The organism is Streptomyces sp. NPDC093568 (assembly GCF_044764945.1).
In the GTDB taxonomy this organism is placed as follows: Bacteria; Actinomycetota; Actinomycetes; order Streptomycetales; family Streptomycetaceae; genus Streptomyces.
In genome coordinates this window covers 137,338-164,089 of the sequence record NZ_JBIWJD010000003.1, presented here as the reverse complement: position 1 = coordinate 164,089, position 26,752 = coordinate 137,338, and the positions used below count along the sequence as shown (strand labels likewise).

Annotated in this window: 24 protein-coding genes and 2 pseudogenes; 19 read left to right on the top strand and 7 right to left on the bottom strand. The window is 73.1% G+C overall.

Annotated elements, in window-relative coordinates:
- Positions 1-164: 164 nt before the first annotated feature.
- Positions 165-670 (bottom strand): annotated as a pseudogene (locus tag ACIRD7_RS14840) (thiamine pyrophosphate-dependent enzyme); the annotation flags it as partial.
- A gap of 251 nt (positions 671-921) precedes the next feature.
- On the opposite strand from ACIRD7_RS14840, the gene ACIRD7_RS14835 reads away from it, so the two are divergent.
- From ACIRD7_RS14835 to ACIRD7_RS14825, 3 genes are read left to right on the top strand one after another with little or no spacing between them, the layout of a single operon-like run.
- Positions 922-1,962, top strand: a complete 1,041-nt coding sequence (locus tag ACIRD7_RS14835) for an ABC transporter substrate-binding protein (RefSeq protein ID WP_403453218.1) — start codon at positions 922-924, stop codon at positions 1,960-1,962.
- Positions 1,963-2,017: 55 nt separating this feature from the next.
- A complete protein-coding gene (locus tag ACIRD7_RS14830; protein ID WP_403453217.1) occupies positions 2,018-3,022 on the top strand; it encodes a FecCD family ABC transporter permease in 1,005 nt (334 codons plus the stop codon).
- Positions 3,019-4,101, top strand: a complete 1,083-nt coding sequence (locus ACIRD7_RS14825) for a FecCD family ABC transporter permease (protein ID WP_403453216.1) — start codon at positions 3,019-3,021, stop codon at positions 4,099-4,101. Before ACIRD7_RS14830 ends, ACIRD7_RS14825 begins: the two co-directional genes overlap by 4 nt.
- On the opposite strand, the pseudogene ACIRD7_RS14820 reads toward ACIRD7_RS14825, so the two are convergent.
- Positions 4,098-4,480, bottom strand: a pseudogene (locus tag ACIRD7_RS14820) (transposase); the annotation flags it as partial. The gene ACIRD7_RS14825 and the pseudogene ACIRD7_RS14820 overlap by 4 nt on opposite strands.
- Positions 4,481-4,642: 162 nt before the next feature.
- On the opposite strand from ACIRD7_RS14820, the gene ACIRD7_RS14815 reads away from it, so the two are divergent.
- Genes ACIRD7_RS14815 through ACIRD7_RS14800 form a run of 4 tightly spaced genes read left to right on the top strand, consistent with a single transcriptional unit; the run spans position 4,643 to position 9,361 of the window.
- Positions 4,643-5,785, top strand: a complete 1,143-nt coding sequence (locus ACIRD7_RS14815) for a polyprenyl synthetase family protein (protein WP_403453215.1) — start codon at positions 4,643-4,645, stop codon at positions 5,783-5,785.
- Positions 5,782-7,362: a phytoene desaturase gene (locus ACIRD7_RS14810; RefSeq protein ID WP_403453214.1), complete on the top strand. Its 1,581-nt coding sequence runs from the start codon at positions 5,782-5,784 to the stop codon at positions 7,360-7,362. Before ACIRD7_RS14815 ends, ACIRD7_RS14810 begins: the two co-directional genes overlap by 4 nt.
- Positions 7,362-8,357: a phytoene/squalene synthase family protein gene (locus ACIRD7_RS14805; RefSeq protein WP_403453213.1), complete on the top strand. Its 996-nt coding sequence runs from the start codon at positions 7,362-7,364 to the stop codon at positions 8,355-8,357. The genes ACIRD7_RS14810 and ACIRD7_RS14805 overlap by 1 nt, the downstream gene beginning before the upstream one ends.
- Positions 8,354-9,361, top strand: coding sequence for a DUF5914 domain-containing protein (locus tag ACIRD7_RS14800; RefSeq protein WP_403453212.1), 1,008 nt, complete (start codon positions 8,354-8,356; stop codon positions 9,359-9,361). The genes ACIRD7_RS14805 and ACIRD7_RS14800 overlap by 4 nt, the downstream gene beginning before the upstream one ends.
- A 30-nt stretch (positions 9,362-9,391) precedes the next feature.
- Here the strand turns inward: ACIRD7_RS14800 and ACIRD7_RS14795 are convergent, their stop codons facing one another.
- From ACIRD7_RS14795 to ACIRD7_RS14775, 5 genes are all read right to left on the bottom strand, one after another.
- Positions 9,392-10,945 carry an FAD-dependent oxidoreductase gene (locus ACIRD7_RS14795; RefSeq protein ID WP_403453211.1) on the bottom strand — a complete coding sequence of 518 codons (1,554 nt, stop codon included), beginning with the start codon at positions 10,943-10,945 and terminating at the stop codon, positions 9,392-9,394.
- On the bottom strand, positions 10,942-11,673 hold the full coding sequence (locus ACIRD7_RS14790) for a methyltransferase domain-containing protein (protein ID WP_403453210.1): 732 nt from the start codon (positions 11,671-11,673) through the stop codon (positions 10,942-10,944). Before ACIRD7_RS14790 ends, ACIRD7_RS14795 begins: the two co-directional genes overlap by 4 nt.
- Entirely contained in the window at positions 11,670-12,860 is a 1,191-nt protein-coding gene (locus ACIRD7_RS14785) for a lycopene cyclase family protein (RefSeq protein ID WP_403453209.1), read from the bottom strand. The genes ACIRD7_RS14790 and ACIRD7_RS14785 overlap by 4 nt, the downstream gene beginning before the upstream one ends.
- A 35-nt stretch (positions 12,861-12,895) precedes the next feature.
- Entirely contained in the window at positions 12,896-13,606 is a 711-nt protein-coding gene (locus tag ACIRD7_RS14780; protein ID WP_403453208.1) for an SDR family NAD(P)-dependent oxidoreductase, read from the bottom strand.
- 254 nt (positions 13,607-13,860) lie between these two features.
- Positions 13,861-14,928 carry a MerR family transcriptional regulator gene (locus ACIRD7_RS14775; RefSeq protein WP_403453207.1) on the bottom strand — a complete coding sequence of 356 codons (1,068 nt, stop codon included), beginning with the start codon at positions 14,926-14,928 and terminating at the stop codon, positions 13,861-13,863.
- A gap of 163 nt (positions 14,929-15,091) precedes the next feature.
- Between ACIRD7_RS14775 and ACIRD7_RS14770 the strand changes: the two genes are divergently transcribed.
- From ACIRD7_RS14770 to hypE, 12 genes are all read left to right on the top strand, one after another.
- Positions 15,092-15,715, top strand: a complete 624-nt coding sequence (locus tag ACIRD7_RS14770; RefSeq protein WP_403453206.1) for an RNA polymerase sigma factor — start codon at positions 15,092-15,094, stop codon at positions 15,713-15,715.
- 105 nt (positions 15,716-15,820) lie between these two features.
- Positions 15,821-16,663 (top strand): DUF4397 domain-containing protein, encoded by an 843-nt coding sequence (locus ACIRD7_RS14765; protein ID WP_403453205.1) that lies wholly within the window; start codon positions 15,821-15,823, stop codon positions 16,661-16,663.
- A complete protein-coding gene (locus ACIRD7_RS14760) occupies positions 16,656-17,309 on the top strand; it encodes a class F sortase (protein ID WP_403453204.1) in 654 nt (217 codons plus the stop codon). Before ACIRD7_RS14765 ends, ACIRD7_RS14760 begins: the two co-directional genes overlap by 8 nt.
- A 93-nt stretch (positions 17,310-17,402) precedes the next feature.
- Complete coding sequence (locus ACIRD7_RS14755; RefSeq protein ID WP_403453203.1) at positions 17,403-17,663, top strand: hypothetical protein; 261 nt, start codon at positions 17,403-17,405, stop codon at positions 17,661-17,663.
- A gap of 431 nt (positions 17,664-18,094) precedes the next feature.
- The gene (locus tag ACIRD7_RS14750) at positions 18,095-18,619 is read left to right on the top strand and encodes a hypothetical protein (protein ID WP_403453202.1); all 525 of its coding nucleotides are present in this window, start codon (positions 18,095-18,097) and stop codon (positions 18,617-18,619) included.
- A 155-nt stretch (positions 18,620-18,774) separates the two neighbouring features.
- The gene (locus ACIRD7_RS14745) at positions 18,775-20,484 is read left to right on the top strand and encodes an enoyl-CoA hydratase-related protein (RefSeq protein ID WP_403453201.1); all 1,710 of its coding nucleotides are present in this window, start codon (positions 18,775-18,777) and stop codon (positions 20,482-20,484) included.
- Positions 20,481-21,068, top strand: coding sequence for a hydrogenase maturation protease (locus ACIRD7_RS14740; RefSeq protein WP_403453200.1), 588 nt, complete (start codon positions 20,481-20,483; stop codon positions 21,066-21,068). The genes ACIRD7_RS14745 and ACIRD7_RS14740 overlap by 4 nt, the downstream gene beginning before the upstream one ends.
- A gap of 49 nt (positions 21,069-21,117) precedes the next feature.
- Entirely contained in the window at positions 21,118-21,846 is a 729-nt protein-coding gene (gene hypB / locus ACIRD7_RS14735) for a hydrogenase nickel incorporation protein HypB (RefSeq protein WP_403453199.1), read from the top strand.
- Positions 21,843-24,161 (top strand): carbamoyltransferase HypF, encoded by a 2,319-nt coding sequence (gene hypF / locus ACIRD7_RS14730; protein ID WP_403453198.1) that lies wholly within the window; start codon positions 21,843-21,845, stop codon positions 24,159-24,161. Before hypB ends, hypF begins: the two co-directional genes overlap by 4 nt.
- Positions 24,162-24,164: 3 nt before the next feature.
- Positions 24,165-24,455 carry a HypC/HybG/HupF family hydrogenase formation chaperone gene (locus ACIRD7_RS14725; protein WP_403453197.1) on the top strand — a complete coding sequence of 97 codons (291 nt, stop codon included), beginning with the start codon at positions 24,165-24,167 and terminating at the stop codon, positions 24,453-24,455.
- The gene (hypD, locus tag ACIRD7_RS14720) at positions 24,452-25,594 is read left to right on the top strand and encodes a hydrogenase formation protein HypD (RefSeq protein WP_403453196.1); all 1,143 of its coding nucleotides are present in this window, start codon (positions 24,452-24,454) and stop codon (positions 25,592-25,594) included. The genes ACIRD7_RS14725 and hypD overlap by 4 nt, the downstream gene beginning before the upstream one ends.
- Positions 25,587-26,657 carry a hydrogenase expression/formation protein HypE gene (gene hypE / locus ACIRD7_RS14715; protein ID WP_403453195.1) on the top strand — a complete coding sequence of 357 codons (1,071 nt, stop codon included), beginning with the start codon at positions 25,587-25,589 and terminating at the stop codon, positions 26,655-26,657. Before hypD ends, hypE begins: the two co-directional genes overlap by 8 nt.
- Positions 26,658-26,752 lie beyond the last annotated feature (95 nt).

Below are 26,752 nucleotides of genomic sequence, written 5' to 3'. Positions count from 1 at the left end.
CGCCCGGTGCCGCGCGAGCGCGCGCCGGGCGGCCGACGGCCCGCTCGGCAGCACCCCGAAGGGGCGAGGCTGTATCGATATGCGGCTCCGCCGCGCGGGCGCGACCGGCCACAACGGCGCCGCACACGAACAGCGACCCGGCTCGCCGGCCCGCAGCCGAACGCTCAGTGGCCCCGGAACGCCTCCTCCAACCACCATGAGCCATGGTCGTCGACCACCTTGGCGTCGATCAGCAAGGGTGCGGTGCGCGGCCCGGCGACCCAGTCCGCCCACCGCCTTCAGATCGAAGTGGTGCACCTCGGCGCCGTAGGCCTCGTCGTCGTACACCACGACCACCATGGGCAGCCCGAGCCGTCGCACGGTGTCCAGTTCCACGGCGCTCATCAGCGCGCCGCCGTCGCCGAGCGCGGCCACCGGCAGCCGGTCCGGCCGGGCCGGCGCCGCCCCGATCGTGGTCGCCAGCCCGAGCGACTGGAAGGTTTGCGTTGCCGACCACAGGGATCCGGTAGCCCTCGCCTCCTGCGCCGCCCGCCTCAAACACCTCGCGCGCGGTGAGTTCGAAGCCGCCGGTGACACCGAGGTGCACCGGCCGGTGCGCGCCGAGTGCGGACGGATCGTCGTCGACCTGTACGACGGTGGCGTCGGCGCCGTTGGGACCGCCGTGCCGCACCCGTACACGGCGAGCATCGCCCCGGCGCACTCGGTGACCCTGGGCTTCACTGCCACGAAGGGCGCCGCGGATCCCGGCCCCACCACCTTCACGCTCCCAACGACGCGGAGTGCTCGTCGGCTTGACCCGCCCGCCACCACGAGACCGTGACAGGAACCACACAGGGTCCCTTGTAGGGCACATGAAAGGGCCGGATAAGGTGAGGCTGGCCTAACAGCCGACCAATGTGCACCACAAGGGAGCCCCCTGTCATGCTTCACCGCCGTCGCGGCACCGCCGCCGTCGCTCTCGCCGTCGCCGCGGCACTGTCCCTCGCGGCCTGCGGCGGCTCCAACGACAGCGCGGACAACGCGGGTTCCGCGGCCGGCGGCAACAAGAAGGATGTGGCCAAGGGCGGCAAGGACTTCGCGTCGGCCGCGAAGAAGACCGCCGAGATGGGCACCGACGCCAAGCCGGGCCAGTGGCCGCGCACCATCGAGCACGCCATGGGCGAGACGGTCATCGAGTCGCAGCCCAAGCGTGTCGTGGTCCTCGACGTCGGCGAGCTCGACAACGTCGTCTCGCTCGGCATCAAGCCGGTCGGCCTCGCCCCCACCGAGGGCTCCCCCGAGCTGCCCTCCTACCTGAAGAAGGACGCCGGCACGCCGAAGAACGTCGGCACCATCAACAACCTCAACCTGGAGGCCATCGCCGGCCTCAAGCCCGACCTGATCCTCGGCAGCCAGCTGCGCGCGGCCGACAAGTACGACGAGCTGTCGAAGATCGCGCCCACCGTCTTCTCCATCCGCCCCGGCTTCACATGGAAGGAGAACTACCTCCTGAACGCCGCGGCCCTGGACAAGACCGCCGAGGCCAAGGCGAAGCTCGCCGCCTACGACGAGAAGGTCAAGAAGCTCGACACCGAGCTCGGCCCGAAGAAGCCGACCGTGTCGATGGTGCGTTACCTGCCCGACGGTGTGATCCGGCTCTACGCCAACGCCTCGTTCATCGGCACCATCCTCAAGGACGCCGGCATCCCGCGCCCCGAGAACCAGGACATCGAGGACCTGGCCGCCGAGGTGAGCGCCGAGAACATCGACCAGGCCGACGCGGACTACGTCTTCACCGGTGTGTACGGCGACCCGAAGGCCACCGACAAGTCCCGCGCGCAGAACAACCCGCTGTGGAAGAACCTGAGGGCGGTCAAGGCCGGGCACGCCTACGACGTCCCGGACGAGACCTGGTACCTGGGCCTGGGCGTCACCGCGGCCGACGAGGTCCTCGGGGACCTGGAGAAGTACCTCGCCAAGTAGGACCCGGGCGGCGGGAGAACTCGTCCGCCGCACAGCGAACAGCAAGAGGAACCGCATGTCCCGTGGCACCCGGCGCCGGCTCGCCTGGACGGCCGCGGGCATGCTCCTGCTGCTCGTCTCCGTCCTGCTGAGCCTCGCCCTCGGCAGCCGGCAGATCCCCCCGGACCAGGTGCTCAGCGCCCTGCTGCACGGCGGCACCGGCGACGACGCGCAGGTCGTGCGCGCCCTGCGGGTCCCCCGCACGGTCATCGGCGTGATGGTCGGGCTCGCCCTAGCGGTCGCCGGTGTGGTCATGCAGGGCATCACCCGCAACCCGATCGCCGAGCCCGGCATCCTCGGCGTCAGCCAGGGCGCCTCGCTCGGCGTCGTCTGCGCCATCGCCTTCCTCGGGGTGCACACGCCGAGCGGCTACGTCTGGTTCGCGTTCGCCGGGGCGGGGCTCGCCGCGGTGGCCGCCTACGCCGTGGCGGGCAGCGGACGCGGTGGCGCGTCGCCGGTCAAACTGGCGCTGGCCGGGGCCGCGATGAACGCGTTCATCGCCTCCGTGGTCTCCGCCATCGTCACGACCGACGCCCGCGCACTCGACGAGTTCCGCTTCTGGGACGTCGGCTCGATCGGCGGCCGGGACGGCGAAATCATCGCTCAGACCTGGCCGTTCGTGCTCGTGGGGCTGGTGCTGGTGTCTGTCGTGGCCCGGGGCCTGGACGCCCTGGCCCTCGGCGACGACGCGGCCAGGGGCCTCGGGCACCGGGTGGGGCTGGTGCGGGCCGTCGGCGCGCTCGCCGCCACCGTGCTGACCGGGGTGGCCGTCGCGGTGGCCGGTCCGATCGCGTTCACCGGGCTGGCCGTCCCGCACATCGCGCGGTCCCTCGTCGGCGCCGACCACCGCTGGGTCCTCGCTCTGTCGGCCTTGCTCGGTCCCACCGTGATCCTGGTGTCGGACGTGCTCGGCCGGGTCGTCTTCGCGCCCTCGGAGGTGCCGGTGGCGGTGATGACCGCGCTGCTCGGCGTGCCGTTCCTGGTCGCCCTCGTACGACGGAAGGCGACGGTGCCGGCATGACCCAGTCAGTCGAACGCTCCCTGTCCGCCGCCAAGCGGCTGCGCCCCGCCGGCTACGCCGTGGTGCGGGTGGGCAGCGGCAGCTTCCTGTGGCACCGCAGGGCAAGCGCCGTCGCCCTCCTGCTGGCCGCCCTGCTCGCCGTGACGACCGTCGTGTCACTGTGCGTCGGCGAGTCGTACGTCTCCCCCACCGAGGTCGTCCGCGTGCTGCTGGGGCAGCCGAGCCCGGACGAACTGGTCGTCGGCACGCTCCGGTTGCCCCGGCTGGTCACGGGCCTGCTGGTCGGCGCCGCCTTCGGGGTCTCCGGCGCGCTGATCCAGACCGTCGCCCGCAACTCCCTCGCCAGTCCGGACGTCATCGGTGTGACGCACGGCGCGGGGGCGGCTACGGTGACCGCGATGACGTTCGGACTCACCTCGTACAGCGTGCTGCCGTACGTCTCGGTCGCGGGCGGGCTCGCGGCGGCCACGCTGGTCTACGTCTTCGCCTGGCGGGGCGGCCTGCACGCGACGCGCTTCGTCCTCGTCGGGATCGGCGTGTCGATCGCGCTCGGGTCGCTGACGCGGCTGTTCCTCACCAAGGGGGACTATCTGGTCGCCCAGCAGGCCAAGGTGTGGCTGACCGGCTCCCTCAACGGCCGGGGCTACGAGCAGGCCGCGCCGCTCGCCCTGGCCCTCGCGGTCCTGGTGCCGGCGCTGCTGTGGGCCGCGCACGCCCAGCGCATGGTGTCCCTGGACGACAGCACGGCGACCGCGCTCGGTGTGCGGCTCGGCCCGGTCCGGCTGGGTCTGACCGGGCTCGGCGTCGTGCTGGCCTCCGTCGCCACCGGCGCCGCCGGCCCGGTCGACTTCGTGGCACTGCTCGCCCCGCAGATCGCCCAGCGGATGACCCGCACCGCCCAGATCCCGCTGCTCTCCTCCGCCCTCACCGGCGCAACGATCGTGCTCCTCGCGGACCTGCTGGCCCGCCGCCTGTTCTCCCCCGTCGAACTCCCGGTGGGCGTACTCACGGCGGCGATCGGAGCGCCGTACCTGATGTGGCTGATCGCCCGCACCCGCCGGGCCCGCCAAGGGTCCTAAGACGTCCATTTGGTGAGTCGGCGGTAGCAGATGAGGGTGCGGGCGATGCTGGTGAAGGCCAGGAAGTGCTCGGTTTCGCGCTCGTAGCGGCGGTGCAGTCTGCGGCATCCGGCGAGCCAGGCCGTCGTGCGTTCCATGATCCACCGGTGGTGGCCCAGGCGAGTCGAGGACTCGATGCCCTGCCGGCGACGCGCTGCCTGGTGCCGCGCCCGCGTAACCATCGCCGCGAGTGGTCGTAGTCGTACCCCTTGTCGGCGTGGAGCTTTCCCGGTCTGCGTCGCCGGCGTCCGCACCGGGAGCGGATCGGTGGTATTCCCTTCACCAGCGGGATCAGCGCCTGACTGTTGTGCAGGTTCGCCCCCGAGAATCCCACGGAGACGCCGTCAGGAGCGGTCGCGCGGCGACAGTCCGCCGTAGCTGCGTACGCCCGTGGGTGTGGTCCTCGGCAGAGCCCCCGCCGGGCAGAAGACGGCGCATCCACATCCGCCGCAGCGGCGGAAGTACTCGTGTGCAGGTGACGGAGAGTGAAAAGGGGCCGTGCATGCTTGGACTGAGGCCGACGGTGGCCGAACCTGCCGGACTTGTCGAGTTCCCCGCGACGGCCCTCGACGCGACCACGGGCGTCGAAGCGCTCCTGGAACAGGTCCTCGACACGCGGCTGCGCCAGGCCCGCGAGGTGGACCCGGTGTTCGCCGGACACGTGGCCGACCGCGTCGCCGGGCTGATCCGGCGGGGCGGGAAGCGGCTGCGCACCGCGTTCGTGTGGTGCGGGTGGCGTGCCGTCGGCGGCTCGGGCGACGCCACCACCGTTCTGCGCACGGGTGCGGCCCTTGAGCTTCTGCAGGCGTGCGCCCTCATACACGACGACGTGATGGACGGATCGCCGCTGCGCCGCGGCGGCCCCGCGGTCCACGTCGACCTTGCGCGCCTGCACCGGTCCGCACCGACGACCGGCTCCTCCGAGTCGTTCGGTGCCAGTGCCGCCGTACTCGCCGGGGATCTCGCGCTGACCTGGGCCGACGATCTGATGGCGGAGACGGCCCTGCGCTCACCGCACGGTTCGCACCTCTACGACGAGTGGCGGGCCATGCGCGGTGAAATGGTCGCCGGGCAGTACCGCGACCTGTACGCCCAGGCGACCGGCTCGTCCGATGTGGACGAGGCGCTGACCATCGCCACGCTCAAGAGTGCCCTGTACACGGTCGAGCGGCCCCTGGCCCTGGGCGCGTCACTGACGGGGGCCGACCCCCGCGTCCTCGGCGCGCTGCGAGCCGCGGGGCGGTGTGCGGGCCTGGCCTTCCAGCTCCGCGACGACCTGCTCGGTGCCTTCGGCGACCCGTCGCTGACGGGCAAACCGGCCGGCGACGATCTGCGGTCGCGCAAGCTCACGTACCTGCTCGCCGTCGCGGTCGGACTCGCGGACACGTCCGGGGACGAGGCGGCCGCCGGGGCCCTCGCCCCCGGCGCGGCCCACCGGTCGCAGGTGGCCGTCGAGCGGATGCGTATGGCCCTGGAGCGGACCGGGGCGCGGGCCGTCACCGAGGCGAAGATCGCCGAGTTGGCGGCCATGAGTCTGCGGCACTTCGAGCGGACGGGTGCGCAGGCCTGCGTACGGCGGGAGTTCGCGTCGCTGCTCGAACGGGCGGCGGGTGTCGCCCTGAGCCACGCCGAGGAGCAGGCGTGAGGACGGTAGCGGGACCGACCGACCACATCGTGGTGGTGGGCGCCGGGCTGTCCGGCCTCTCCTGCGCCCTCCATCTGCTGGGCGCCGGCCGCCGGGTCACGCTCGTCGAGCGGGAGGCCGGCCCGGGCGGGCGGGCCGGCCGGATGCGACTCGGCGGGTACGAACTGGACACCGGGCCCACGGTGTTGACCATGCCGCATCTGGCCGACGAGGCCTTCGCCGCGGTCGGCGACAGCCTCGCGCGCCGGGTCGAGCTGGTGGCGCTGCATCCGGCCTACCGGGCGTGCTTCGCGGACGGGACGTCGCTGGACGTCCACACCGACGGCGAGGCGATGGAGGCGGAGGTGCGGCGGTTCGCCGGACCCGCCGAGGCCGCGGGCTACCGCGACCTGCGGGAGTGGCTGGCGCGGCTCTACCGGGTCCAGATGCGGCGCTTCATCGACACCAACTTCGACTCTCCGCTCCAGCTCTTCGACGCCGACCTGGCACGGCTGGCGGCCCTCGGCGGCTTCGGCCGGCTGGACCGGCGCATCGGCCGCTTCCTCTCCGACGCCCGGCTGCGCCGGGTCTTCTCCTTCCAGTCCCTGTACGCCGGCGTCGCGCCCGCCCGAGCTCTCGCGGCCTACGCCGTGATCGCCTACATGGACACCGTGGCCGGCGTCTGGTTCCCCAAGGGGGGCATGCATGCGTTGCCCCGTGCGATGGCCGACGCGATCGCCGAAGCCGGAGGCGACCTGCGGTGGTCGGCCGAGGTGAGGACACTGGAACGGTCGGCGGGCCGGGTGCGTGCCGTGCGCCTCACCTCGGGCGAGCGGATCGCCTGCGACGCGGTGGTACTGACCTGTGAACTGTCCACCGCCCACCGGCTGCTGGGGCGTTCTCCCCGGCGTCCCGTTCCACTGCGGCACTCACCGTCTGCGGTGGTGCTGCACGCCGGCACCGACCGCACCTGGCCGGGCCTGGCCCACCACACGCTTTCCTTCGGCACGGCCTGGGAGAGCACGTTCAGGGAACTGACCCGCTCGGGAACGCTGATGAGCGATCCTTCCCTGCTGATCACCCGCCCGACGGCCCACGACCCCACCCTGGCTCCGGCCGGCCGGCATCTGCACTATGTGCTGGCGCCGTGCCCGAACACCTCCGTCGGGCCGTCCGCCGCCGACTGGCGGGACCTCGGCCCGCGCTACCGCGACAGCCTGGTCGCCGAGCTGGAACGGCGTGGCATGGGCGGGTTCGGGACCAGCGTCCAGGAGGAGCTGTTGGTGACTCCGCTGGACTGGACTGCTCAGGGACACGCGGCGGGCAGCCCCTTCTCGGTCTCCCACACCTTCGCCCAGACCGGCCCGTTCCGGCCGCGCAACCTGGTACGCGGCCTGGACAACGCCGTACTGGCCGGCTGCGGCACCACCCCCGGGGTCGGTGTGCCGACGGTTCTCCTCAGCGGCAAGCTCGCCGCCGCCCGCATCACCGGCGGCACCGGCGGCACCGCAGGACGCGCCGACCGCACCACCCACGCCCTCCGTGCTGCCCCGCCGGCCGCGAGCGCTCCGTCCGCCCCGACCGCGGAAGGTCCCTGATGACCCGTCGTGAACTGGACGCCGCCGGGATCACCGATCCCGAGCTGCGTGCCGCCTACACCCGGTGCCGGCAGCTCAACGCCCGCCACGGCCGCACCTACTTCCTGGCCACGCGCCTGTTGCCGGTGGAGCGACGCTCCGCGGTACACGCCCTGTACGGGTTCGCCCGCTGGGCGGACGACATCGTGGACGACCTCGAGGGGAGCCGGACACACGAGGAGCGCGACCGGCAGCTGCGCCGGCTGGAGAGCGATCTCACGCACCAACTGCACACGGGCGGTGCGGGCGAGCCCGTGGTCCGAGCCGTGGCCGACACCGCCGCACGCCACGACATCGCTCACGACCTGTTCAAGGAGTTCCTGGCCTCGATGCGGGCCGACCTCACCGTCACGGACTACCCGACCTACGCCGACCTGCGCACCTACATGCACGGGTCAGCGGCAGTGATCGGACTGCAGATGCTGCCGGTGCTCGGCCCGGTCGTACCCCGCGAGGAGGCCGCACCTCATGCGGCGGCCCTGGGCGTGGCCTTCCAGCTCACCAACTTCCTGCGCGACGTCGGGGAGGACCTGGACCGGGGCCGTGTCTATCTGCCGGCCGACCTGCTCGCCGCCCACGGCGTCGACCGGTCGTTGCTGGAGTGGAGCCGCCGCACCGGACGTCAGGACCGGCGGATCCGAGCGGCTCTGGTCGCCGTCGAGGTCATGACCCGCGGCGTGTACCGGGCGGCCGAACCCGGTATCGCCATGCTCGACCCGCGGGTGCGTCCGTGCATCCGCACCGCGTTCACGCTGTACGGCGGCATTCTCGACGCGATCGCGGAACAGGACTACGCGGTCCTGCACACCCGCGCGGTGGTGCCTCGCGGGCGGCGTGCGGCCGTGGCCGCGGCCGGAGCCGCGCGCGTCGTCGAGGCCAGATGGCGTGCCCGGGGCAGGGACACGGTCCTCCCAGCGGGCGAGCCCGCACTGCAACGGAAGGGGCAGGCAAGATGACCGACCGATCCGGAAAGCCCCGCTGGACGCCACCGTTGCGGCGTCGCCGCACACCGCGGTGGGCGTCGCAGACCCCCACCTGGCAGGACGCGCGGCCGGGCCTGATCGCCGACGCACTCAAGACGGCCTCGGCGCGTCCCTCGGGCAACTGGTTCGTCGTGGGCGCCTCCCGTGCGGTCAGGGCCGGCGAGCGCCCGCACGGCACGACCGTGGGCGGTGTCGAGATCGTGCTGTGGCGCTCGGACACGGGCCTCGTGCACGCGGGTCCCGGCGCCTGCCCGCACCTGGGCGCACCCCTGCGCGACAGCCGCGTGGTCTGCGGCACGCTCGTGTGCCATTGGCATGGAATGGCCCTGGACGGCACTCCGTTCGCCGGCTGGGAGCCCTACCCCGTCCACGACGACGGAGTACTCCTCTGGGTGCGGCTGGACGAGGTCGGTGGCGAGGAGCCGCTCCGGACGCCGGTCGTGCCGGCGCGCCCCGCGACGGGCAGCGGGCTGGACTCGGTGTTCACGGCGGTCGGGCGGTGCGAGCCGCAGGACGTGGTCGCCAACCGGCTCGACCCCTGGCACGGCTCGTGGTTCCACCCGTACTCCTTCGTCGACCTGACCGTCGTCCGCACCCCACGGGGAAGCGGTGACGACGCGTTCGTCGTCGACGTCTCCTTCCGGGTGGCGGGGTCATTGGTGGTTCCGGTCCGTGCCGAGTTCACGGCACCCGAACCGCGCACGGTCGTCATGCGGATCACCGAGGGCGAGGGAGCCGGCTCCGTCGTCGAGAGCCATGCCACGCCGCTGACCGCGGAGGGAAACGGACAGCCGCGGACAGCCGTGACCGAGGCGGTCGTCGCCGCCTCGGACCGCGAAGGGTTCGCGCTCGCCCGGGCCGCAGCCCCGGCCCTGCGTCCCCTCATGCGCCGCGCGGCCGGCCGGCTGTGGCGGGACGATCTGGCCTACGCCGAGCGGCGCTGGACGCTGCGCAGCACGGGCCGGTTTCCCGGCTGAGGCCGACACCCCGCGCCAGGCGGTACGGGTTCAGCGTGCGGCCAGCCGGCCGAGTGCGCGCAGCGCCGGGGAGCGGCCCGCCCGGGGCACCGTCCACAGGACCTGGCCCTGTACACCCCAGGGAGCGAGCAGGGTGTTGGCCGCCAGGAAGCCGGTGGTGGCCGCGCGTTCCATCAGTGCCACGGGCAGGTCGCAGCGGATCGCGTCTCCGGCCAGCGTCAGCCAGGGATGCGGCGTGCGCACCGGCGGACGCCGCTGATGGGACGCGACGGGAAAGAGCGGGCAGTCGGCGCGCCATTCGTGCCGGGCGTCGACGACGCGCGCTTCACGGGTCTCCGGATACACCGAGTGGAGTTGGTGCACGAGCTGGTCCTGTACCCGGCCCTGGTGCGCATCGGCTACGGCGTAGGCATGCAACTCCACCACCGATCCCCCGTTCCGGGCGGCCCAGCGGGCGGCCTCGCCCTCGTACCGGTTCAGGACGCTGACGTTGTCGAGGTCGCCGTAGCCGCTGGTGCCGAGGAATCCCGGACGGTCGCCGCGGACGGGCCGGTCGAGCCAGAGCCTGGAGACGAGGAACGGCGGGGCGCTGCGCAGGGCGGCGACGTCGGCGCGCCAGGCGGCCGTGCCGAGGGTGGGGGATGCGGCCACGACCTGCCGCAGTCCTGCGGTGTCGAGGGCGAGCACCACCGCGTCGTGAGCGGTGGCACCGGTGTCGGTGTGCACGGTGGCTCCGCCCCCCTCACGTGGGTGGACGGCGTGGACGGGGGTGCCGGCACGGACCGTGGCGCCGAGGCTCAGGAGGTAGTCGGCCAGCGGCTCCCAGAGTGCCTGTGGGAAAGGCTCGGTCGGTACGTCGAAGAGCAGCCCCTCGGCCGAGCCGAGGAAGTAGATGTGGAACATCAGCAGCAGTTCGGCGGCGGACAGCTCGCGCGGGTCGGCGAAGAAGCTGCGCGAGAACACCTCGAACGCCAAGTGGTGCGCGGCCTGCGGGAAGCGGACCCGTTCCAGGAAATCCGTGGCGCCTACGTGGTCGAAGCGGTCGTACACCTCGGGCACGCGCACGTCGAGCAGCGGCAGCGCTGCCCGGGCGTCCATGGCCGCGAGGTCACGCCAGCCGAAGGTGGGACTGAGCACCACGAATCCGAGGGCGCTGAGAGGAGGTGTCCGCGGGACACGGGCGAAGCTGTCGCTCAGGCCGCCGCTGTGCCGCAGGGGGTAGTCGGCCAGGGGCGTGAGCCGCGCCAGGGCGGTATCGGTGCGCCGCAGCAGTCCACGCAGGTTGTAGTACTGGCGGAAGAAGGCGTGGAAGCCACGGCTCATGGTCACGACGGAGCCGTCAGCGAGGCGGATTCGGTGGCCGGCGAGACGGCCGCCGAGGGACTCCTGCCGTTCGTGGAGGGTCACGCGAGCGCCGCGTTCGGCCAGCAGGGTTGCCGCGGCGAGACCCGCGATGCCGCCGCCGACCACGGCGACGGACGGCTCGTCCCCGCGCGCGAACCGGTCCCGGCCGGGTTCGGGCGTCAGCCGTTCGGCTTTACGGTCTCGGCCCCTGCGGACGCCGGTGCGGGCATGGCCGGTCATCGGGCCGGCTCCGTGTGGGCGGCACGGCCGTTGCGGGCGAGGAAGGTGTGCACGATGCCGGTCTGCCACCCGCCGACGGGGACGGCGCGTCCGTCCGTGAACCCGTTGCGCGTCAGCCGGTCGGTGAAGGCGGGTGCGGTGTCGAAGGCGAGGACGCTGTGGCACAGGTGGCGGTACAGGGCGCCGTCCCCGGTGAGTGTGCCCGCCGGGACGATCACCCCTTGGCACACGGCACGCCACAGGGCGCGGTCCACGCGCGAGCCGCTGAGGCTGTACTCGTGGACGGCGAGGCGGCCGCCCGGTCGCAGCAAGGCCCTGAGGATCTGCAGGACCTGGTCCGTGTCGGTGACGTTGCGGAACAGGTAGGCCGCGAAGACCGCGTCGAAGGGCCCTTCCCCGGCCGTCGCCACGTCCTCGGCTCTCAGCTGGCGGAAACGCACCTGTGCGGGCCACGGCTTGGCCAGCGCGCGTTGCAGCATCCCGGACGAGGCGTCGACGGCGGTGACGCGGGCTCGGGGCGCGGCCCGCAGCAGGGCCCGGGTGGAGGCTCCGGTGCCGCAGCCGAGATCGAGTACGTGCAGGCCCTCACCCTCGTCGGGCAGCCGAAGCCGGCGCGCCGAGCGCAGGAGTTCGGTGCGGTATCCGGGGTTGAGCGCCGTGAGGCGGTCGTAGGTACGGGACGCGTGGTCGAAGGCGCGTGCCTGGTCGTCGTCGCGCAGCAGTGTCATGAGGTGCTCTCCGCGGTTCGGGGTGCGGGACGGAAGTGGCGGGGCAGCAGGGGAAGTTCGACGGCGGTGCGCAGCATCGGGCCGATCGGGGTGCGCAGTCCGATGGCCCACTCCTCCCGGAGCGTGGTCGCACCGTCCAGGAAGCGGAGCAGCCGTTTTGCGGGGACGCGGCTGAACAGGGCGGTGAAAAGGTCGGGCCCATCGATCCGGCCTGTGTCCAGCGCTCGCAGGAGTACCGCGTCCATGGCCAGGGCCCGTCGTCCGTGGGGCGGGGGGATCAGGGGGCGCCCGGTTTCCAGGGCGGCGACGATGGCCCGGCTCTGGCGTTGCGCGGCGGCGAAGGTGTAGCCGGTTGCGGGGCGGGTCGCGCCGCCGGCCGTGCCGATACGGAAGACGGCGGGGCCGATCCGACGCGGGAAGCGGGCGTCGGTCATGGGGATGGCGCCCTGCTCCGCCGCTTCCACCGTGAACGTGCCCAGGCGCAGGACGTCTCGGCAGTAGTGGCCGAGCGACGACTCGTACGCCGCGGTGGTCAACGGGGCACGGGAGAACTCGGTGTACTCGACGAGGGCACGGTCGGACGCGAGGGGCAGCACATAGCCGAAGGCGAGGCCGTGCCGTGGCTGCGGGACCCGGAAGTCCATCAGGTCGGCGACCGTGGGGTCGAAACGCTGTGCGGCCGTGCGCACGAACCAGCCGCGGAAGTGCTGCACCAGGCATGTGCGGGCCGGGGGCAGGGCGTGCAGGGGACGCGAGTCGAAGACATGGCGGGCGTGCAGGGTCAGCTGCCGCCCGTCGGATGCAACGCAGCTGACGGCCGCCCCGTCGGCGGTGTCCCGAACGGCACCGGCTGTGGCACGCAGGACGCGCGCGCCGGGGTGTGCGGCCAGCCGGGCGTGCACGAGCCGCTCGAACCGCGTCGACCGCAGCATGCGGTAGCGCAGCGGAACCGGGTCGACCGTGACCTGTCTGCCGTCGGTGGCGTGGACCCGCAGGCGGGACCAGGAGGCGCTGATCGCTTCGTCGAAGTCGCACGTGCCTTCGTCCCAGAAGCACCAGGTGCGTTCGGGAGTCCGTGTCGGCCCTTCGGGCGGCTCCACCACGATGACGGAACGGGTGGTGGTCGCGGCCGCGGTCAGCTGATGGGCGAGGCAGAGGCCGGCCGCCCCGCCGCCCACGATGACCACGTCGGACCTCTGATCGGGAAGGGTGGCGGGCCGGCTCACCTGGCCCGCCGCTCGACGACGGCCGCTCCGCCGGGAGTCGTGCGCACGGCTTCGGCGTCCGACTCCATCGCGTCGACGACCGCCTTGACGACCTGACCGGAGTCGCCTCCCGGGGGCAGGGGCGGGGCCGTTCCCGCGACGGACCGGTCGGCCAGACCGGTGTCGAGGTGGCCCGGCCGCACATCCAGCACCTGCACGCCGACGCCCCGCGTCTCGCGGCGGGCGGCGGCGAGCCATGCGCTCAGTGCCGCCTTCGAAGCGCTGTAGTCGGCCATCCGTGGCTGCGGCTGCTCGGCCACCACTCCGGTGAAGGCGGCGATCACCGAGTGGGGTGGCAGGACTTGTGTCGCGGCACGGAAGAATGCGGCGGGGGCGAGGAAGTTGCCCGCCGTCAGATACTCGGCGACCGCGTCGTCCACCTCGGGACGGGTGCCGAAGCCCACGGCACCGAAGGCAGTGACGACGGCGTCGAGGCCCCTGAACTCGGCGGTGACGGCGTGGACCGCACGCGCGCAGGACGACGGGTCGTACGCGTCGAGATCCGCCGTCGGAGACCCCGGGTGGGCGCGAGCGGCCCGGGCCGGCCGGGCCGCGTCGCGTCCGGCGAGAGCCGGGCGGGCTCCCCGCGCGGCCAGTTCGGCTGTGAGAGCGCTGCCGAGAACGCCGGTGGCGCCGGCCACCAGCACGCGCGGGCCGTTGATGTTCACGCCTCGCTCCGGACCTCGAGTGTCGTAAGCGGCAGTCGGGTCCCGGGCAGGGGCCCTCGCTTTTTCCGTGCCGTGTCTTCCGCCCGCCGACCGCTCCTGGATGCATCCGGACCGCACCTGCTCGACGCGGCCTCAGCCACGCGGGTCATCTCTTGCCGCACGCTCGTCGAACACCTCGCGCGCGGCGCGGTTGCCCATGCCGACGGACCGTCCGGTGCATTTCGCCGGGCGAGCTCGTGGCCCACCCGATCCGGTCACCCCGGCACCAACGACTCCACCGCCGCCACGGCCTCCGCCAGCCCTGTCGGGCGCGGCAGCAGACCGGGCACCGTATGGCCGGCCCAGCCGGGTCCGAGGGGCAGAACTGCGGGCCTCCTGCGAGCGCCGCGCATCCCCCACTCCATGGCGGACACGTGTTGGGCCAGTGGCCAGCTGGCGGTCGTACGCGACTGCGCCCAAAGGCACACCGCGGACGGTCCGGTCCTGCGCACCGCCGCCACCAGCGACTCCGCGGGCACGGCTCCGCCGAACATGCGCACGGGGACACCACGCTCGGCGAGTGCGGCGGCGAGCACCTCCAGCGGCAGTGTGTGATTCTCCCCCGGTACACAGGCCAGCAGGGTGACGGCGCCCGGCCGGTCAGCCACGTCGGGTGGTGCGCTGCGCCTCAGCGCACCGGAGACATGCCACGACAGGAAGTGTTCGACCTCGACGTACCGCTCGCCCGAACTCTCCCACTTGCGGCCGACCGCCTGCAGCGTCGGCATGATCACCTCTGTCCAGGCGGCGATGAGGCCGTGCTCCTCGATCGCGCCCGCCAGCAGTTGATGCAGAGCGGTGGCGTCGAGACGCAGAGCCGCACGGGCCACTCCCTTGCACTCCTGGCGCACGCTGCCCAGCCGGAGGCCGCTGCCGGCCTGGCGGTGCCCGCGAGCCGGCGTTCGCGGTGGCGGTGGCGGAGCGGCACGCCGCCTGACCCGGTCGCTCTTCAACGGCTCTTCGTCGCCCGGCGGCTCTTCGTCGCCCGGCGGCTCTTCGTCGCCCAGCGGCTTCTCGCCGCCCGGCGGCTTTTCCTCGCGTGCCAGACGCGCTGCCTCGGCAGGGGGAAGCCCCGTCGCCGTCAAGGCGCACATGCGCTCCAGCCGCGCCACGTCCGCGGGCCTCCAGCGGCGATGCCTGCCGCCGGTGTGGGCGTCGGGACCGAGGCCATAGCGGCGGTCCCACGACCGGACCGTGGTGGGCGCCACCCCGAGCCGCCTGGCCACCTCGCCGGTCGTCAGTCCGGCCGCGCGCCCCGGGTCCCAGTCGTCGCTACTGCTCATTCCCTCAGTGTACGACGCACAAACGACGCATGTTGTTTGCGTCGTTTCTGCCGATCAGACTGGCAAACGCGCCGGTCAGCGCGGCACGCACGGCGACCACTGCGGCTCGCCGGACTGTCTGCCTGACCCCCGGCACATGAGGAACGGCAGGAGGAACCGGGTCATGAGCACCAAGACGCGATCAGCCACCTCCCTCGCGTCACCCGCCGGCGCCGCGCCGACGGAAGAGACCCTCTACGAGGACGAGCTCGCCCGCGGTCTGCAAGCCTCCGACGAGGACGCGTTCGCGGCGATCTACCGGCGCTGGGCCTCCCTCGTCCACACCATGGCCACCCGATCGCTGGGCGACTCCTACGAGGCCGAGGACATCACCCAGCAGGTGTTCATCGGCGCGTGGCGCGGACGGGCAGGATTCCGTCCGGAGCGCGGCTCTCTGGGCGCCTGGCTCGTCGGCATCACCCGCCGCAAGATCGTCGACGCACTGGCGGCCAGGACGAGGCGTCTGGCCCTGATCGACGCAGAAGCCCGCAAGGCGGGAACGCCGCTTCCCGACGGCCGGTCACCGCACGACGTGGTGGACCGTGTCCTGCTGGTGGACGAACTGTCGCGGCTGCCCCGGCCCCAGCGACAGGTGTTGTGTCTGGCCTTCTACGACGACCTGACGCACGCCCAGATCGCCGAGCGGACCGGCATGCCGCTGGGCACCGTGAAAAGCCACGCCCGCCGCGGCCTGCACCGTCTGCACCGGGTGCTCGAACAGAGCCACGCCGAAGGACCGCCCGCATAGGCCGGGCCGACACAACGGCCTCGCCCGCATCCGTCTCGGCACCGGCGCAAGAAACACGGACAAGTCCTCACACTCAGCGGACCACTCCCCGAAGGGATGTTCCCCATGACCTCCCGATTCCCCTTCGCCATCGCCGCCACGGCCGGCACGTGCGCACTGGCGCTCGGCGTCACCGCACCCGCCCTGGCAGCCGGCTCCGCCGACACCGACGACAAGGCCATGGTGTCGGTCTTCCACGGCGTGCCCGGGCTGACGGTCGACGTGTACGCCAACGGCGACGAACTCCTCAGCGACTTCAAACCCGGCACCGTCACCGCTCCCCAGTCCCTGGCCGCGGGCACCTACGACATCCAGGTCTTCGAAGCGGGCAAGAGCCCCGACGGCACCCCGGCCATCGAGAAGAAGATCGAGGTGCCTGCCGGAGCGAACGCCACCGTCGCCGCCCATCTCTCCGCGGACGGCACGCCCCAGCTGACGGCATTCGTCAACGACGTGTCGAACGTCCCCGCGGGCCAGGCGCGGCTGACTGTACGTCACGTGGCCGCCGCACCCGCCGTGGACGTCCGGGCCAACGGGCAGCCGGTCTTCAAGAACCTCGAGAATCCCAAGGAGGCCACCGCCGAGGTCGACGCCGGCGCCGTCTCCGCCGATGTCGTGCTCGCCGGCACGGACACCGTCGCCATCGGCCCGGCCGACCTGAACCTCAAGGAGGGCACCAGCAACGTCGTCTACGCCTGGGGCAGCGCCGACGACAAGAACCTGGCGCCGGCGACCCAGACCTTCACCGGCATGGAATCAGCCCCCAAGCTCGCCCACGCCGGCGGCGACGGCGCCGCCATCAGCCCCAACTCCTCCAGCCAGTGGCTGGCCTGGGCTGCCGTCGGCGCGGTGTCAGTGACGGCGACGGGCATCCTGGTCGCCCGCCGAGTCGCCGGCCGGCGTGACTGACGCCGCTCGGCGGCTGACCGGCCTCGCGGTGACAGCCACCGCCCTGACGGCCGTACTCGCCCTGCAGCCGTCACCGTCGGGGCCGGTCCCGCGCCCTGCGGACTTCGGAGCCACCCCGTCCCCACCACCTGCCCGGGCAGCCACATCGACACGGGTGGTGGACGTCCCGGCACACCGGTCCGAAGTCTCGCGTCACGACCCGGCGCCGGAACGCGTTCAGGTGCCCGGCGTCGGCATCGACGCGGCGATTCGTCCCGTCGGGGTGGACGACCAAGGCGCCCTCTCCGTACCCGGCGATCCCACTGTGACCGGGTGGTACCGCTTCGGCCCCGCCCCGGGGAGCGCCCACGGATCGGCCGTGCTCGTCGGGCACGTGGACAACGACACCGGCGCCGTCGGCGAGTTCGCAGCCCTCTACGAGGTAAAGGCCGGCGACCGGGTCGAAGTGCACCGCGACGGCGCAGGGCCGGCCACCTACCGTGTCGTCTCACGTTCGACGGTGCCGAAGGACAGGCTCCCGCCTTCCCTGTTCCGCCGGGTCGGCCCTCCGGTCCTCACCTTGATCACCTGCGCGCCGCCGTTCCGGCCCGGGCTGGGCGGCTACCAGTCCAATCTCATCGTCACCGCCGAGCCTCCACAGTCCTGAAAGGGCACCGAGCACCCAGTCGCTGCGAGCAGAGCCGAAGAGCAGTGCCGGAATCGGCGACAAGGCAGAAAGCAAAGGGAACCGGAGGGCACGGTGGCACACCTGGAGCCCGCGCGCCTGGTGGAGCTGGCACTGGGCAGCACCACCCTCAGCGAGGACACCGAAGCCCTGCGCCACGTCTCCACCTGTCGCCCCTGCCGGGAGCAACTGCGGCGGATGGCAAGGGTGGTGGTCCTCGCGCGCAGCGTGGACGCGGCCGATCTGCCCATCGCGCCGCTGGGCCGAGTCTGGCAGCGGATCACCCGGGAGCTGTCGCGGACCACCGAGTGGACGCAACAGCCGCCCGGCGAGTGAGACCGGGCGTCTTCTGGTCATGATGCGAGGGCGAGGTTGGCACGATCGTGATCGTCACGAACTGTTCTCCCCGATCGAACTCCCGGCATACGTACTCACGGCGGCGATCGGAGCGCCGTACCTGATGTGGCTGATCGGCCGCACCCGCCGGGGTCCTGAGCATCGGCCCGGAGCCCGGGCCAGGCCGGAAATCGACGGATGCCCGAGAACATCCGGACCACGTGAGGCACCCTGAATCCCCGCGCGTGCGGTATCGCGCCAATATCGCCCGCGGGGCCTCGCAGTCGGCGGACGTTCCCCCGCGGACCGAACAGCCACTTCACAGGTATTCCACGGCTTCTCCATATCGGGATCACATCCGGTCGAGCACCGGACCGGTGCGGCCTCGCCGGGCAGACGGCGGGGATCCGCGCTGCCTAGCCTCCCGGGCCATGCGATCACCACGTACGAGACGCATCGGTCTCTCCGCCGTCCTCGGTCTGCTGCTCGCCGTCGTCGGCCTGGCCCCCAGCGCGAGCGCCGACCCCGCGCCGGCCGCCCTGACGTTCGCCACCGACTCCGCCACCACGACGCCCGGCGGTACGGTGCGGCTGTCGATGACGCTGACGAACAACAAGACGTACGACGTCCTGTTCATCCACCAGACGATCGAGCCGACCTGGCTCACCACCCAGCGGCCCGACCTGAAGTACAGCTTCACCGGATGCACGCTGGCCACCGCCAGCGGCAGCACGCCCTGCTCCGGCACCGGCCCCGGCAACCTCGGCCCGAACTACGGGGCCACGATCCCGCCCGGACAGAGCCGGACCGTCACGCTGACCCTCCAGATCGCCGCCGACTCGGGCTGCAACGGCAACATCGGCTTCTATTCGTACTACTACGCCGAGTTCAGCGACGCGACGAACACCGGCGGCGGCCCGGTCTTCACCCCGGAGACCCGGGTGCTCTGCGCCTGACGGCCGATCCGTCGTCCGGTGCCCCGCGCAGGCAATCATCCGCGCGGGGCACCACCGTGCAGGTAATCCGAACAGAGGATGAGTTTGCGCGGAGGTTGGCGAAACGCCGCCGTGGTGCTTCTCGCCCTTCCCCAAACGAGCCAACATGCCCGGTCATGGAGATCTTGCTCGTCGCCAGCGCGTTCAACAGCCTGTCTCAGCGCGTGTACGCGGAACTGTCGGACCGAGGGCACCGGGTGGACGTCGTCCTCGCCTCGCACGGCGCCGAGGCGGTCCTGGCCGCCGTGCGCGCGACCCGCCCGGAACTGATCATCGCCCCCATGCTCAAGACGGCACTGCCGGAGGAGGTGTGGCGGGAGCACACCTGTCTCGTCGTTCATCCGGGACCGCCCGGCGACCGGGGCCCGTCCTCCCTGGACTGGGCGGTCGCCGAGGAGGCGTCCCACTGGGGCGTGACCGTGCTCCAGGCCGAGGCGGCGATGGACGCGGGCGCGGTGTGGGCCGCCCGCACCTACCCCGTGCCGCTCGTGGGCAAGAGCGACCTGTACCGGGGCGAGGTCTCCGACGCCGCCTCGGCCGCCGTCCTGCTGGCGGTGGAACGATTCGCCGAAGGGTCGTTCAAGCCGCAGAACCAGAACGATCCGGCGATCCGCGTACGGTGGCGGGACTTCTTCCGCCAGGAGCAGCGGCGGATCGACTGGGACAAGGACGACACCGGGACGGTGCTGCGCAAGCTGCGGGCCGCCGACTCCCAGCCGGGGGTCCTGGACGAGGTCCTCGGCCGGGAGGTGTTCCTGCACGGCGGGTATCCCGAGGACCGGCTGCGCGGCGCACCGGGCGAGCTGCTCGCGACGCGGTCCGGCGCGGTCTGCCGGGCCACCGTGGACGGCGCGGTGTGGATCCCGGAGCTGCGCCCGCGCAGGAGCTCCGGTGACCCGGCGCCGTTCCGCCGCCCGGCGGCCTCGGTGCTGGCCTCGTTCCAGCGCCCGTCGGAGCCGCGGCTCCCGGAGATCGCCGCCCCCCTCGAACTGGCCCCCGACCGGCAGACCTGGACCGACATCCGCTACAGCCAGGACGGCGACGCCGGCTTCCTGCACTTCTCGTTCCCCGGCGGGGCGATGAGCACCGAGCACTGCCGCAGGCTGCTCGCCGCCTACCGGTTCGCGCTCACCCGCCCCACCCGGGTGCTGGTCCTGGGCGGCTGCCGGGACTTCTTCTCCAACGGCATCCACCTGAATGTCATCGAGGCGGCGGCCGACAGCGCGGGCGAGTCCTGGACCAACCTCAACGCCATGGACGACCTCATCGAGGCGGTGCTGCGCACGACCGACCGTCTGGTGGTGGCGGCGCTCGGCGGCAACGCGGCGGCCGGCGGGGTGATGCTCGCGCTGGCCGCCGACCAGGTGTGGTGCCGCACCGGCGCGGTCCTCAACCCGCACTACCGGCGGATGGGCCTGTACGGGTCGGAGTTCTGGACATACTCGCTGCCGCGCCGGGTGGGCAGCGAGAAGGCCCGGCGGCTGATGACCGAAGCGCTGCCGGTGAGCGCGGCGACGGCCGAGCGGATCGGGCTGGTGGACCATCTGGTGGCCGTGTCGGCGCAGGAGTTCGGCGCCGAGGTCGGGCACCTGGCGGCCGCGCTCGCAGACGACCCGGACCTCGCGCGGCGGATCTCGGCGAAGGCGACGGCACGTCAGTCGGACGAGGCGCGCCAGCCGCTCGCGGAGTACCGGCGGGCCGAACTCGCCCGGATGCGGGACATCTTCTTCGATCCGCACGCCCCGTACCACGCCCTGCGGTCCGCGTTCGTCCGCAAGCAGCCGAGCGCCTCCGTGCATCCGCTGGCCGCCGGGGACGCCCGATGAGCACGCGGCTGCTCGTGGCGGGCGTCGGCAACATCTTCCTCGCCGACGACGCCTTCGGCCCGGAGGTGATCCGCGCCCTGGACCGGCGTCCGCTGCCGCCCGAGGTGCGGGTGCGGGACTTCGGCATCCGCGGGATGGACCTCGCCTACGAGCTGCTCGCCGGCTACGACGTCGCGTTGCTGGTCGACGCGGCGCCACGGGGGCTGCGGCCCGGCACCCTGTCGCTGATCGAACCGGAGCTGCCCGACGGCGCCGCGGCCGGTCCCCCGCCGGAGGCGCACGGCATGGACCCGGCGAAGGTGCTGGCCCTGGCCGCCCGGCTCGGCGACGAGCCGCTGCCGCGGGTCCTCGTGCTCGCCTGCGAGCCCGAGCTGCTGCCGCGCGGAGACGAGGACATCGCCCCGGGCATGAGCGAGACGATGCACGAGGCCGTGCGGCAGGCCGTGGCGGCGCTGCACACCGTGGTCCCGGTGCTGCTCGCGGACCCGGCGTCCACCGGCCCGTTGAGCCGCCCGGACGAATCCGCCGCCCTGTCCCCGGCCGGGCTCCGGCCCACGGTGAGCGGCGGCGCGGAGGATCGGTAGCGGACCGGCACCCCGGCCCGTGACGCACCGACCGCGAGGAGCAGCGCCCATGTGTGAGTCCGTGGACGAGGTCACCCAGGCCGTCCTGGCGAAGAACGACGGTCTGGCCGCGAGTCTGCGCGAGGAGCTGGCCCGGCGGGGGGTGAGCGTGGTCAACCTGCTGTCCAGCCCGGGCAGCGGCAAGACGGAACTGCTCGGGCGGGTGCTGGCCCGGGCGGTGGAGCGGCGCATCCCGGTGGCCGCGCTCACCGCGGACCTGGCGACCGAGAACGACGCGGACCGGCTGGCGCGGTCGGGGGTCCCGGTGAAGCAGCTGCTGACCGACGGCCTGTGCCACCTGGAGGCCCGTCAGCTGACCGCCCATGTGCACACTTGGCTGCCCGCGGACACCTCGCTGCTGTTCGTGGAGAACGTCGGCAACCTCGTCTGCCCCGCGGCCTACGACCTCGGCGAGAACCTGCGGATCGTGCTGATGGCGGTGACGGAGGGCGAGGACAAGCCGCTGAAGTACCCGACCGCGTTCGGCTCCGCCCATCTGGTGGTGCTCACCAAGACGGATCTGGCCGAGCCGGCCGGCTTCGACGCGGCCGCCTTCGAGGCGCATGTGCTGCGGGTGAACCCCGGTGTGGAGGTGCTGCGCTCCTGCGCCCGCAGCGGCGAGGGCGTCGACGCGCTGCTGGAGCGGGTGCTCGCCGCGCGGGACGGCGCCCCCGTCCACCGGCCGCCGCTCGCCCCGCATCCGCACGGCCATGTCCACGCGGCGAGCCCCGCCTCATGACGGCTCCCGTCACGCAGGCGGTGCGGCGGCGGGTCACCGTGAGCGGCACGGTGCAGGGCGTCGGGTTCCGCCCGTTCGTGCACCGGCTGGCGACGGACCTCGCGCTGGCCGGGTTCGTGAGCAACACGGCGAGCGGCGTGCTCATCGAGGTGGAGGGCCCGCCGGACGGTGTCACCCAGTTCTGCGACCGGCTGGCCACGCAGCCGCCGCCGCTGGCCGCGGTGATCGGCGTCGGGGTGGAGGACCTGCCCGTCACCGGCGCCGACGACGCCTTCACCATCCGCTCCACGGACCGCTCCCCCGGCCGCACCCTCCTCCCGCCGGACACGGCGACCTGCGCCGACTGCCTGCGGGAGCTGGCCGACCCGGCCGACCGCCGCCACCGCCACCCGTTCGTCACCTGCACGCACTGCGGGCCCCGCTTCACCATCGCCACGGGGATGCCGTACGACCGTGCGGTCACGACCATGTCCGGCTTCCCGATGTGTCCGGCCTGCGCCCGGGAGTACGGCGATCCCGGCGACCGCCGCTTCCACGCGCAGCCCGTGGCCTGCCCGGACTGCGGTCCCCGGCTGCGGCTGGTGCCGGCCGCCGAGTCCCGTCACGGTGACGCGCTCGCATCGGCCCGTGCGCTGCTGGCCGCCGGGCGGATCGTCGCCGTGAAGGGACTGGGCGGCTACCACTTGGCGTGCGACGCCACCGACGCACGGGCCGTCGACACACTGCGTGCCCGCAAGGAGCGCGGCGGCAAACCGTTCGCGGTGATGTGCGCGGACCTCGACGCCGTACACCGGATCGCCGAGCCCTCCGCGGCGGAACTGGCCGCCCTCACCGGCCCCCGGCGCCCCATCGTCCTGCTGCGCCGGCGAGCGGGGCGGGACGTGCTCGCCCCCGGGATCTGCCCCGGCAGCCCGCACCTCGGTGTGATGCTGCCGTACACCCCGGTGCACACCCTGCTGTTCGGGCTGCCCGGTGACGCACCGGGTCCGCGCGTGCTGGTCATGACGAGCGGCAACCGCTCAGGGGAGCCGATCGTCACGGACGACGACGAGGCACTGACCCGGCTGGCGGGGCTGGCCGACGCCTGGCTCGCGCACGACCGGCCCATCGCCTCGCCCTGCGACGACTCGCTGCTGCGGGTGCGGCCCGACGGCACCGAGCAGGTGCTGCGCCGGTCGAGGGGCTACGTGCCCCGTCCCGTGCGCCTGCCGGTGGCCGTGCGTCCGGCGCTCGCGGTGGGCGGCGATCTCAAGAACGCGCTGTGCCTCGGCGAGGGCGACCAGGCCTGGTTCGGGCCGCACATCGGCGACATGGGCGAGCTGACCACCCTGGAGGCGGCCCGGCGGGCCGGGTCGCAGCTGCGCCGGCTGACCGGCGTGGGCCCCGAACTCGTCGCCGCGGACCGGCACCCCGGCTACCACTCGGCGCGCTGGGCCCGCCGCGAGGCGTCCCGGCTGCCCAGCCGCACTCCGGTGCTCGTACAGCACCACCACGCGCACATCGCCTCCGCCATGGCCGAGCACGGACTCGACGGCACGACCCCCGTGATCGGCGTCGCGTTCGACGGCACGGGCTACGGCGACGACGGCACGGTCTGGGGCGGCGAGTTCCTGCTCGCCGACTACGCGGGCTTCCGGCGCCTCGCCCGCATCACCCCCGCCCCGCTCCCCGGCGGGGACTCGGGCGTGGCCAACCCCTGCCGGCTGGCGCTGGCCCGGCTGTGGGCGGCGGGCGAGCGATGGGACGCCGACCTGCCCTGCGTCGCCGCCTGCACCCCCGAGGAACTGAACCTGTTGGCAAGGCAGTTGACCCGGAACGTGGCCTGCGTGGCGACCTCCAGCACGGGGCGGCTCTTCGACGCGGTGTCGTCCCTGGTGGGCGTGTGCCATCGCGCGCGGTACGAGGCGCAGGCCGCCCTGGAGCTGGAGGCCGCCGCGGCTTCGGCCTGGGACGCGGACGGCTCGGCGTACGCCTTCGGCCTGGCCGCCGGCGACTGCGATCCCGCCCCCGTGCTGCGCGCGCTCGTCGGCGACCTGCGGCGCGGCACGCCGGCCCCCGTGCTCGCGGCGCGCTTCCACCGGGGCCTCGCGCGGGCCGTCGTGGAGATCTGCCGGCGGGTCCGCCAGGGCGGAGGGCCGGGCACCGTCGCGCTCAGCGGCGGGGTCTTCGCCAACGCACTGCTGGAGGAGGAGTGCACACGGCTGCTCGACGGGGCCGGCTTCACGGTGCTCCGGCACGGCGAAGTCCCCCCGAACGACGGCGGGTTGGCCCTCGGCCAGCTGGTGGTCGCGGCGCACGTACGACAAGAGGAGTGACCCATGTGTTTGGCAGTGCCCGGCAAGGTCGTGGCCATCGACGGCGACGCGGACCCGCTCACCGGGCTCATCGATTTCGGCGGAGTGCAGAAACAGGCGTGCCTGGAGTACGTCCCCGATGTGCGGGTGGGTGAGTACGTCATCGTGCACGTCGGGTTCGCGCTCCAGCGCCTGGACGAGGAGTCGGCCCTGGCCTCCCTCAAGCTGTTCGAGGAACTGGGCCTGCTGGAGGAGGAGTTCGGGGACGCCTGGGAGCAGGCGGCCCGGCAGGAGAACGGGAGTGAGGTCCGGTGAAGTACGTCGATGAGTTCAACGACCCGGCTCTGGCCCGCCGGCTGCTGGACGAGATCCATGCCACCGCCACCCGGCCGTGGGCCCTGATGGAGGTGTGCGGCGGCCAGACCCACTCCATCATCCGGCACGGCATCGACCAACTGCTGCCCGAGCAGGTGGAGTTGATCCACGGTCCGGGCTGTCCGGTGTGCGTCACGCCCCTGGACGTGATCGACAAGGCGCTGGCGATCGCCGCGCGCCCCGAGGTGATCTTCTGCTCGTTCGGGGACATGCTCCGCGTGCCCGGCACCGACCGCGACCTGTTCCGGGTCAAGGGCGAGGGCGGTGACGTCCGGGTGGTCTACTCGCCGCTGGACGCCCTGGAGCTGGCCCGGCGCAACCCGGACCGGGAGGTGGTGTTCTTCGCCATCGGCTTCGAGACCACCGCTCCCGCCAACGCGATGGCCGTCCACCAGGCACGCCGTGAGGGCCTCGGCAACTTCAGCCTGCTGGTGTCCCATGTGCGGGTTCCCCCGGCCATCGAGGCGATCATGACGTCCCCGGTCTGCCGGGTGCAGGGCTTCCTCGCCGCCGGCCATGTGTGCAGCGTGATGGGCACGGCCGAGTACCCGCGGCTCGCCGAGCGGTTCGACGTCCCGCTCGTGATCACCGGCTTCGAGCCACTGGACATCCTGGAGGGCATCCGCCGTGCGGTCCGCCAGCTCGAACGCGGCGAGCACCGGGTGGAGAACGCCTACGCGCGCGCGGTGCGCGACGACGGCAATCCGGCGGCCATCCGCATGATCGAGGAGGTCTTCGAGGTCACCGACCGCAACTGGCGCGGCATCGGGCGCATCCCCACGAGCGGCTGGCGGCTGACCGACGCCTTCCGCGCCCATGACGCCGAGCACCGCTTCGACGTGGCGGGGATCCGCACCGAGGAGCCCGCCGAGTGCCGCAGCGGCGAGGTGCTCCAAGGGCTGATCAAGCCCACCGAGTGCGCCGCGTTCGGCACCACCTGCACCCCGCGCACCCCGCTCGGCGCCACCATGGTCTCCAACGAGGGCGCCTGCGCGGCCTACTACCTGTACCGCCGGATGAGCGGCCCGGCGCCGCAGGCCGCCCCCACCGCGCGCGAGGAGATGAACCCCGTTGGCTGAACAACTCGCCGAGACGGTCGACCCGGCCGCCTGGACCTGCCCCGCCCCGCTGCGCGACCAGCCGGTGGTGGTCATGGGGCACGGCGGCGGCGGAGCGCTGTCCGCGGAGCTGATGGACCAGGTCTTCGCGCCCGCCTACGGCAACAGCACCCTGGCCGCCCTCACCGACTCCGCCGTCCTCGAACTGGGCGGCGCACGGCTGGCGTTCTCCACCGACTCCTACGTGGTCAGGCCGCTGTTCTTCCCCGGCGGCAGCCTCGGGGACCTCGCGGTCAACGGCACCGTCAACGACCTGGCGATGAGCGGTGCCCGGCCCTCCTACCTCTCCGCCGCCTTCGTGCTGGAGGAGGGCGTGGAGCTGACCGTGGTGGAGCGGATCGCGCGTTCCATGGGTGCGGCGGCCGAGGCGGCCGGGGTCGCGATCGCCACCGGCGACACCAAGGTGGTGGAGTCCGGGCACGGCGACGGGGTGTACGTCACCACCGCCGGGGTGGGTCTCGTGCCCGACGGGGTGGACATCCGCCCCCGGCGGGCGCGGCCGGGTGACGTGATCATCGTCAGCGGCCCGATCGGGCTGCACGGCGTGGCGATCATGAGCGTGCGCGAGGGGCTGGAGTTCGGTGTCGAGGTCGCCAGCGACACCGCGCCGCTCGCGGGCCTGGTGGCGGCGATGCTGGCGGTCACACCGGACGTCCATGTGCTGCGCGACCCGACTCGGGGCGGGCTGGGCGCGTCCCTCAACGAGATCGCCCGTGCCTCCGCAACCGGTGTCCGGCTGAGCGAGCGCGCGATCCCGGTGCCGGACGCGGTGGCGAACGCCTGCGGATTCCTGGGGCTCGACCCCCTGTACGTGGCCAACGAGGGGCGGCTGGTCGCCTTCGTGCCCCCGTCGGCGGCGGAGGAGGTCCTCGCGGCGATGCGGGCCCACCCGCAGGGGGCCGGCGCTCAGGTGATCGGCGAGTGCGTGGCCGAGCACCCCGGGATGGTCGTGGTCGCCACCGGACTGGGCGGCACCCGCGTGGTGGACCTGCCCCTGGGCGAGCAGTTGCCGCGCATCTGCTGACACGCACGACCGGGCCCCGGGGGCCCCCCCCCGGGGGCCGGGGCCCCGGGGGGGGGGGGGGGGGCCGGGGGGCAGCGGGGGGAAAAGAAGAAAAA

Excerpts from the sequence above, each read along its gene's own strand:
- ACIRD7_RS14835 (WP_403453218.1), top strand. The coding sequence starts at position 922 with ATGCTTCACCGCCGTCGCGGCACCGCCGCCGTCGCTCTCGCCGTCGCC.
- ACIRD7_RS14830 (WP_403453217.1), top strand. The coding sequence starts at position 2,018 with ATGTCCCGTGGCACCCGGCGCCGGCTCGCCTGGACGGCCGCGGGCATG.
- ACIRD7_RS14825 (WP_403453216.1), top strand. The coding sequence starts at position 3,019 with ATGACCCAGTCAGTCGAACGCTCCCTGTCCGCCGCCAAGCGGCTGCGC.
- ACIRD7_RS14815 (WP_403453215.1), top strand. The coding sequence starts at position 4,643 with ATGCTTGGACTGAGGCCGACGGTGGCCGAACCTGCCGGACTTGTCGAG.
- ACIRD7_RS14805 (WP_403453213.1), top strand. The coding sequence starts at position 7,362 with ATGACCCGTCGTGAACTGGACGCCGCCGGGATCACCGATCCCGAGCTG.
- ACIRD7_RS14800 (WP_403453212.1), top strand. The coding sequence starts at position 8,354 with ATGACCGACCGATCCGGAAAGCCCCGCTGGACGCCACCGTTGCGGCGT.
- ACIRD7_RS14795 (WP_403453211.1), bottom strand. The coding sequence starts at position 10,945 with ATGACCGGCCATGCCCGCACCGGCGTCCGCAGGGGCCGAGACCGTAAA.
- ACIRD7_RS14790 (WP_403453210.1), bottom strand. The coding sequence starts at position 11,673 with ATGACACTGCTGCGCGACGACGACCAGGCACGCGCCTTCGACCACGCG.
- ACIRD7_RS14775 (WP_403453207.1), bottom strand. The coding sequence starts at position 14,928 with ATGAGCAGTAGCGACGACTGGGACCCGGGGCGCGCGGCCGGACTGACG.
- ACIRD7_RS14770 (WP_403453206.1), top strand. The coding sequence starts at position 15,092 with ATGAGCACCAAGACGCGATCAGCCACCTCCCTCGCGTCACCCGCCGGC.
- ACIRD7_RS14765 (WP_403453205.1), top strand. The coding sequence starts at position 15,821 with ATGACCTCCCGATTCCCCTTCGCCATCGCCGCCACGGCCGGCACGTGC.
- ACIRD7_RS14750 (WP_403453202.1), top strand. The coding sequence starts at position 18,095 with ATGCGATCACCACGTACGAGACGCATCGGTCTCTCCGCCGTCCTCGGT.
- ACIRD7_RS14745 (WP_403453201.1), top strand. The coding sequence starts at position 18,775 with ATGGAGATCTTGCTCGTCGCCAGCGCGTTCAACAGCCTGTCTCAGCGC.
- ACIRD7_RS14740 (WP_403453200.1), top strand. The coding sequence starts at position 20,481 with ATGAGCACGCGGCTGCTCGTGGCGGGCGTCGGCAACATCTTCCTCGCC.
- hypB (WP_403453199.1), top strand. The coding sequence starts at position 21,118 with ATGTGTGAGTCCGTGGACGAGGTCACCCAGGCCGTCCTGGCGAAGAAC.
- hypF (WP_403453198.1), top strand. The coding sequence starts at position 21,843 with ATGACGGCTCCCGTCACGCAGGCGGTGCGGCGGCGGGTCACCGTGAGC.
- ACIRD7_RS14725 (WP_403453197.1), top strand. The coding sequence starts at position 24,165 with ATGTGTTTGGCAGTGCCCGGCAAGGTCGTGGCCATCGACGGCGACGCG.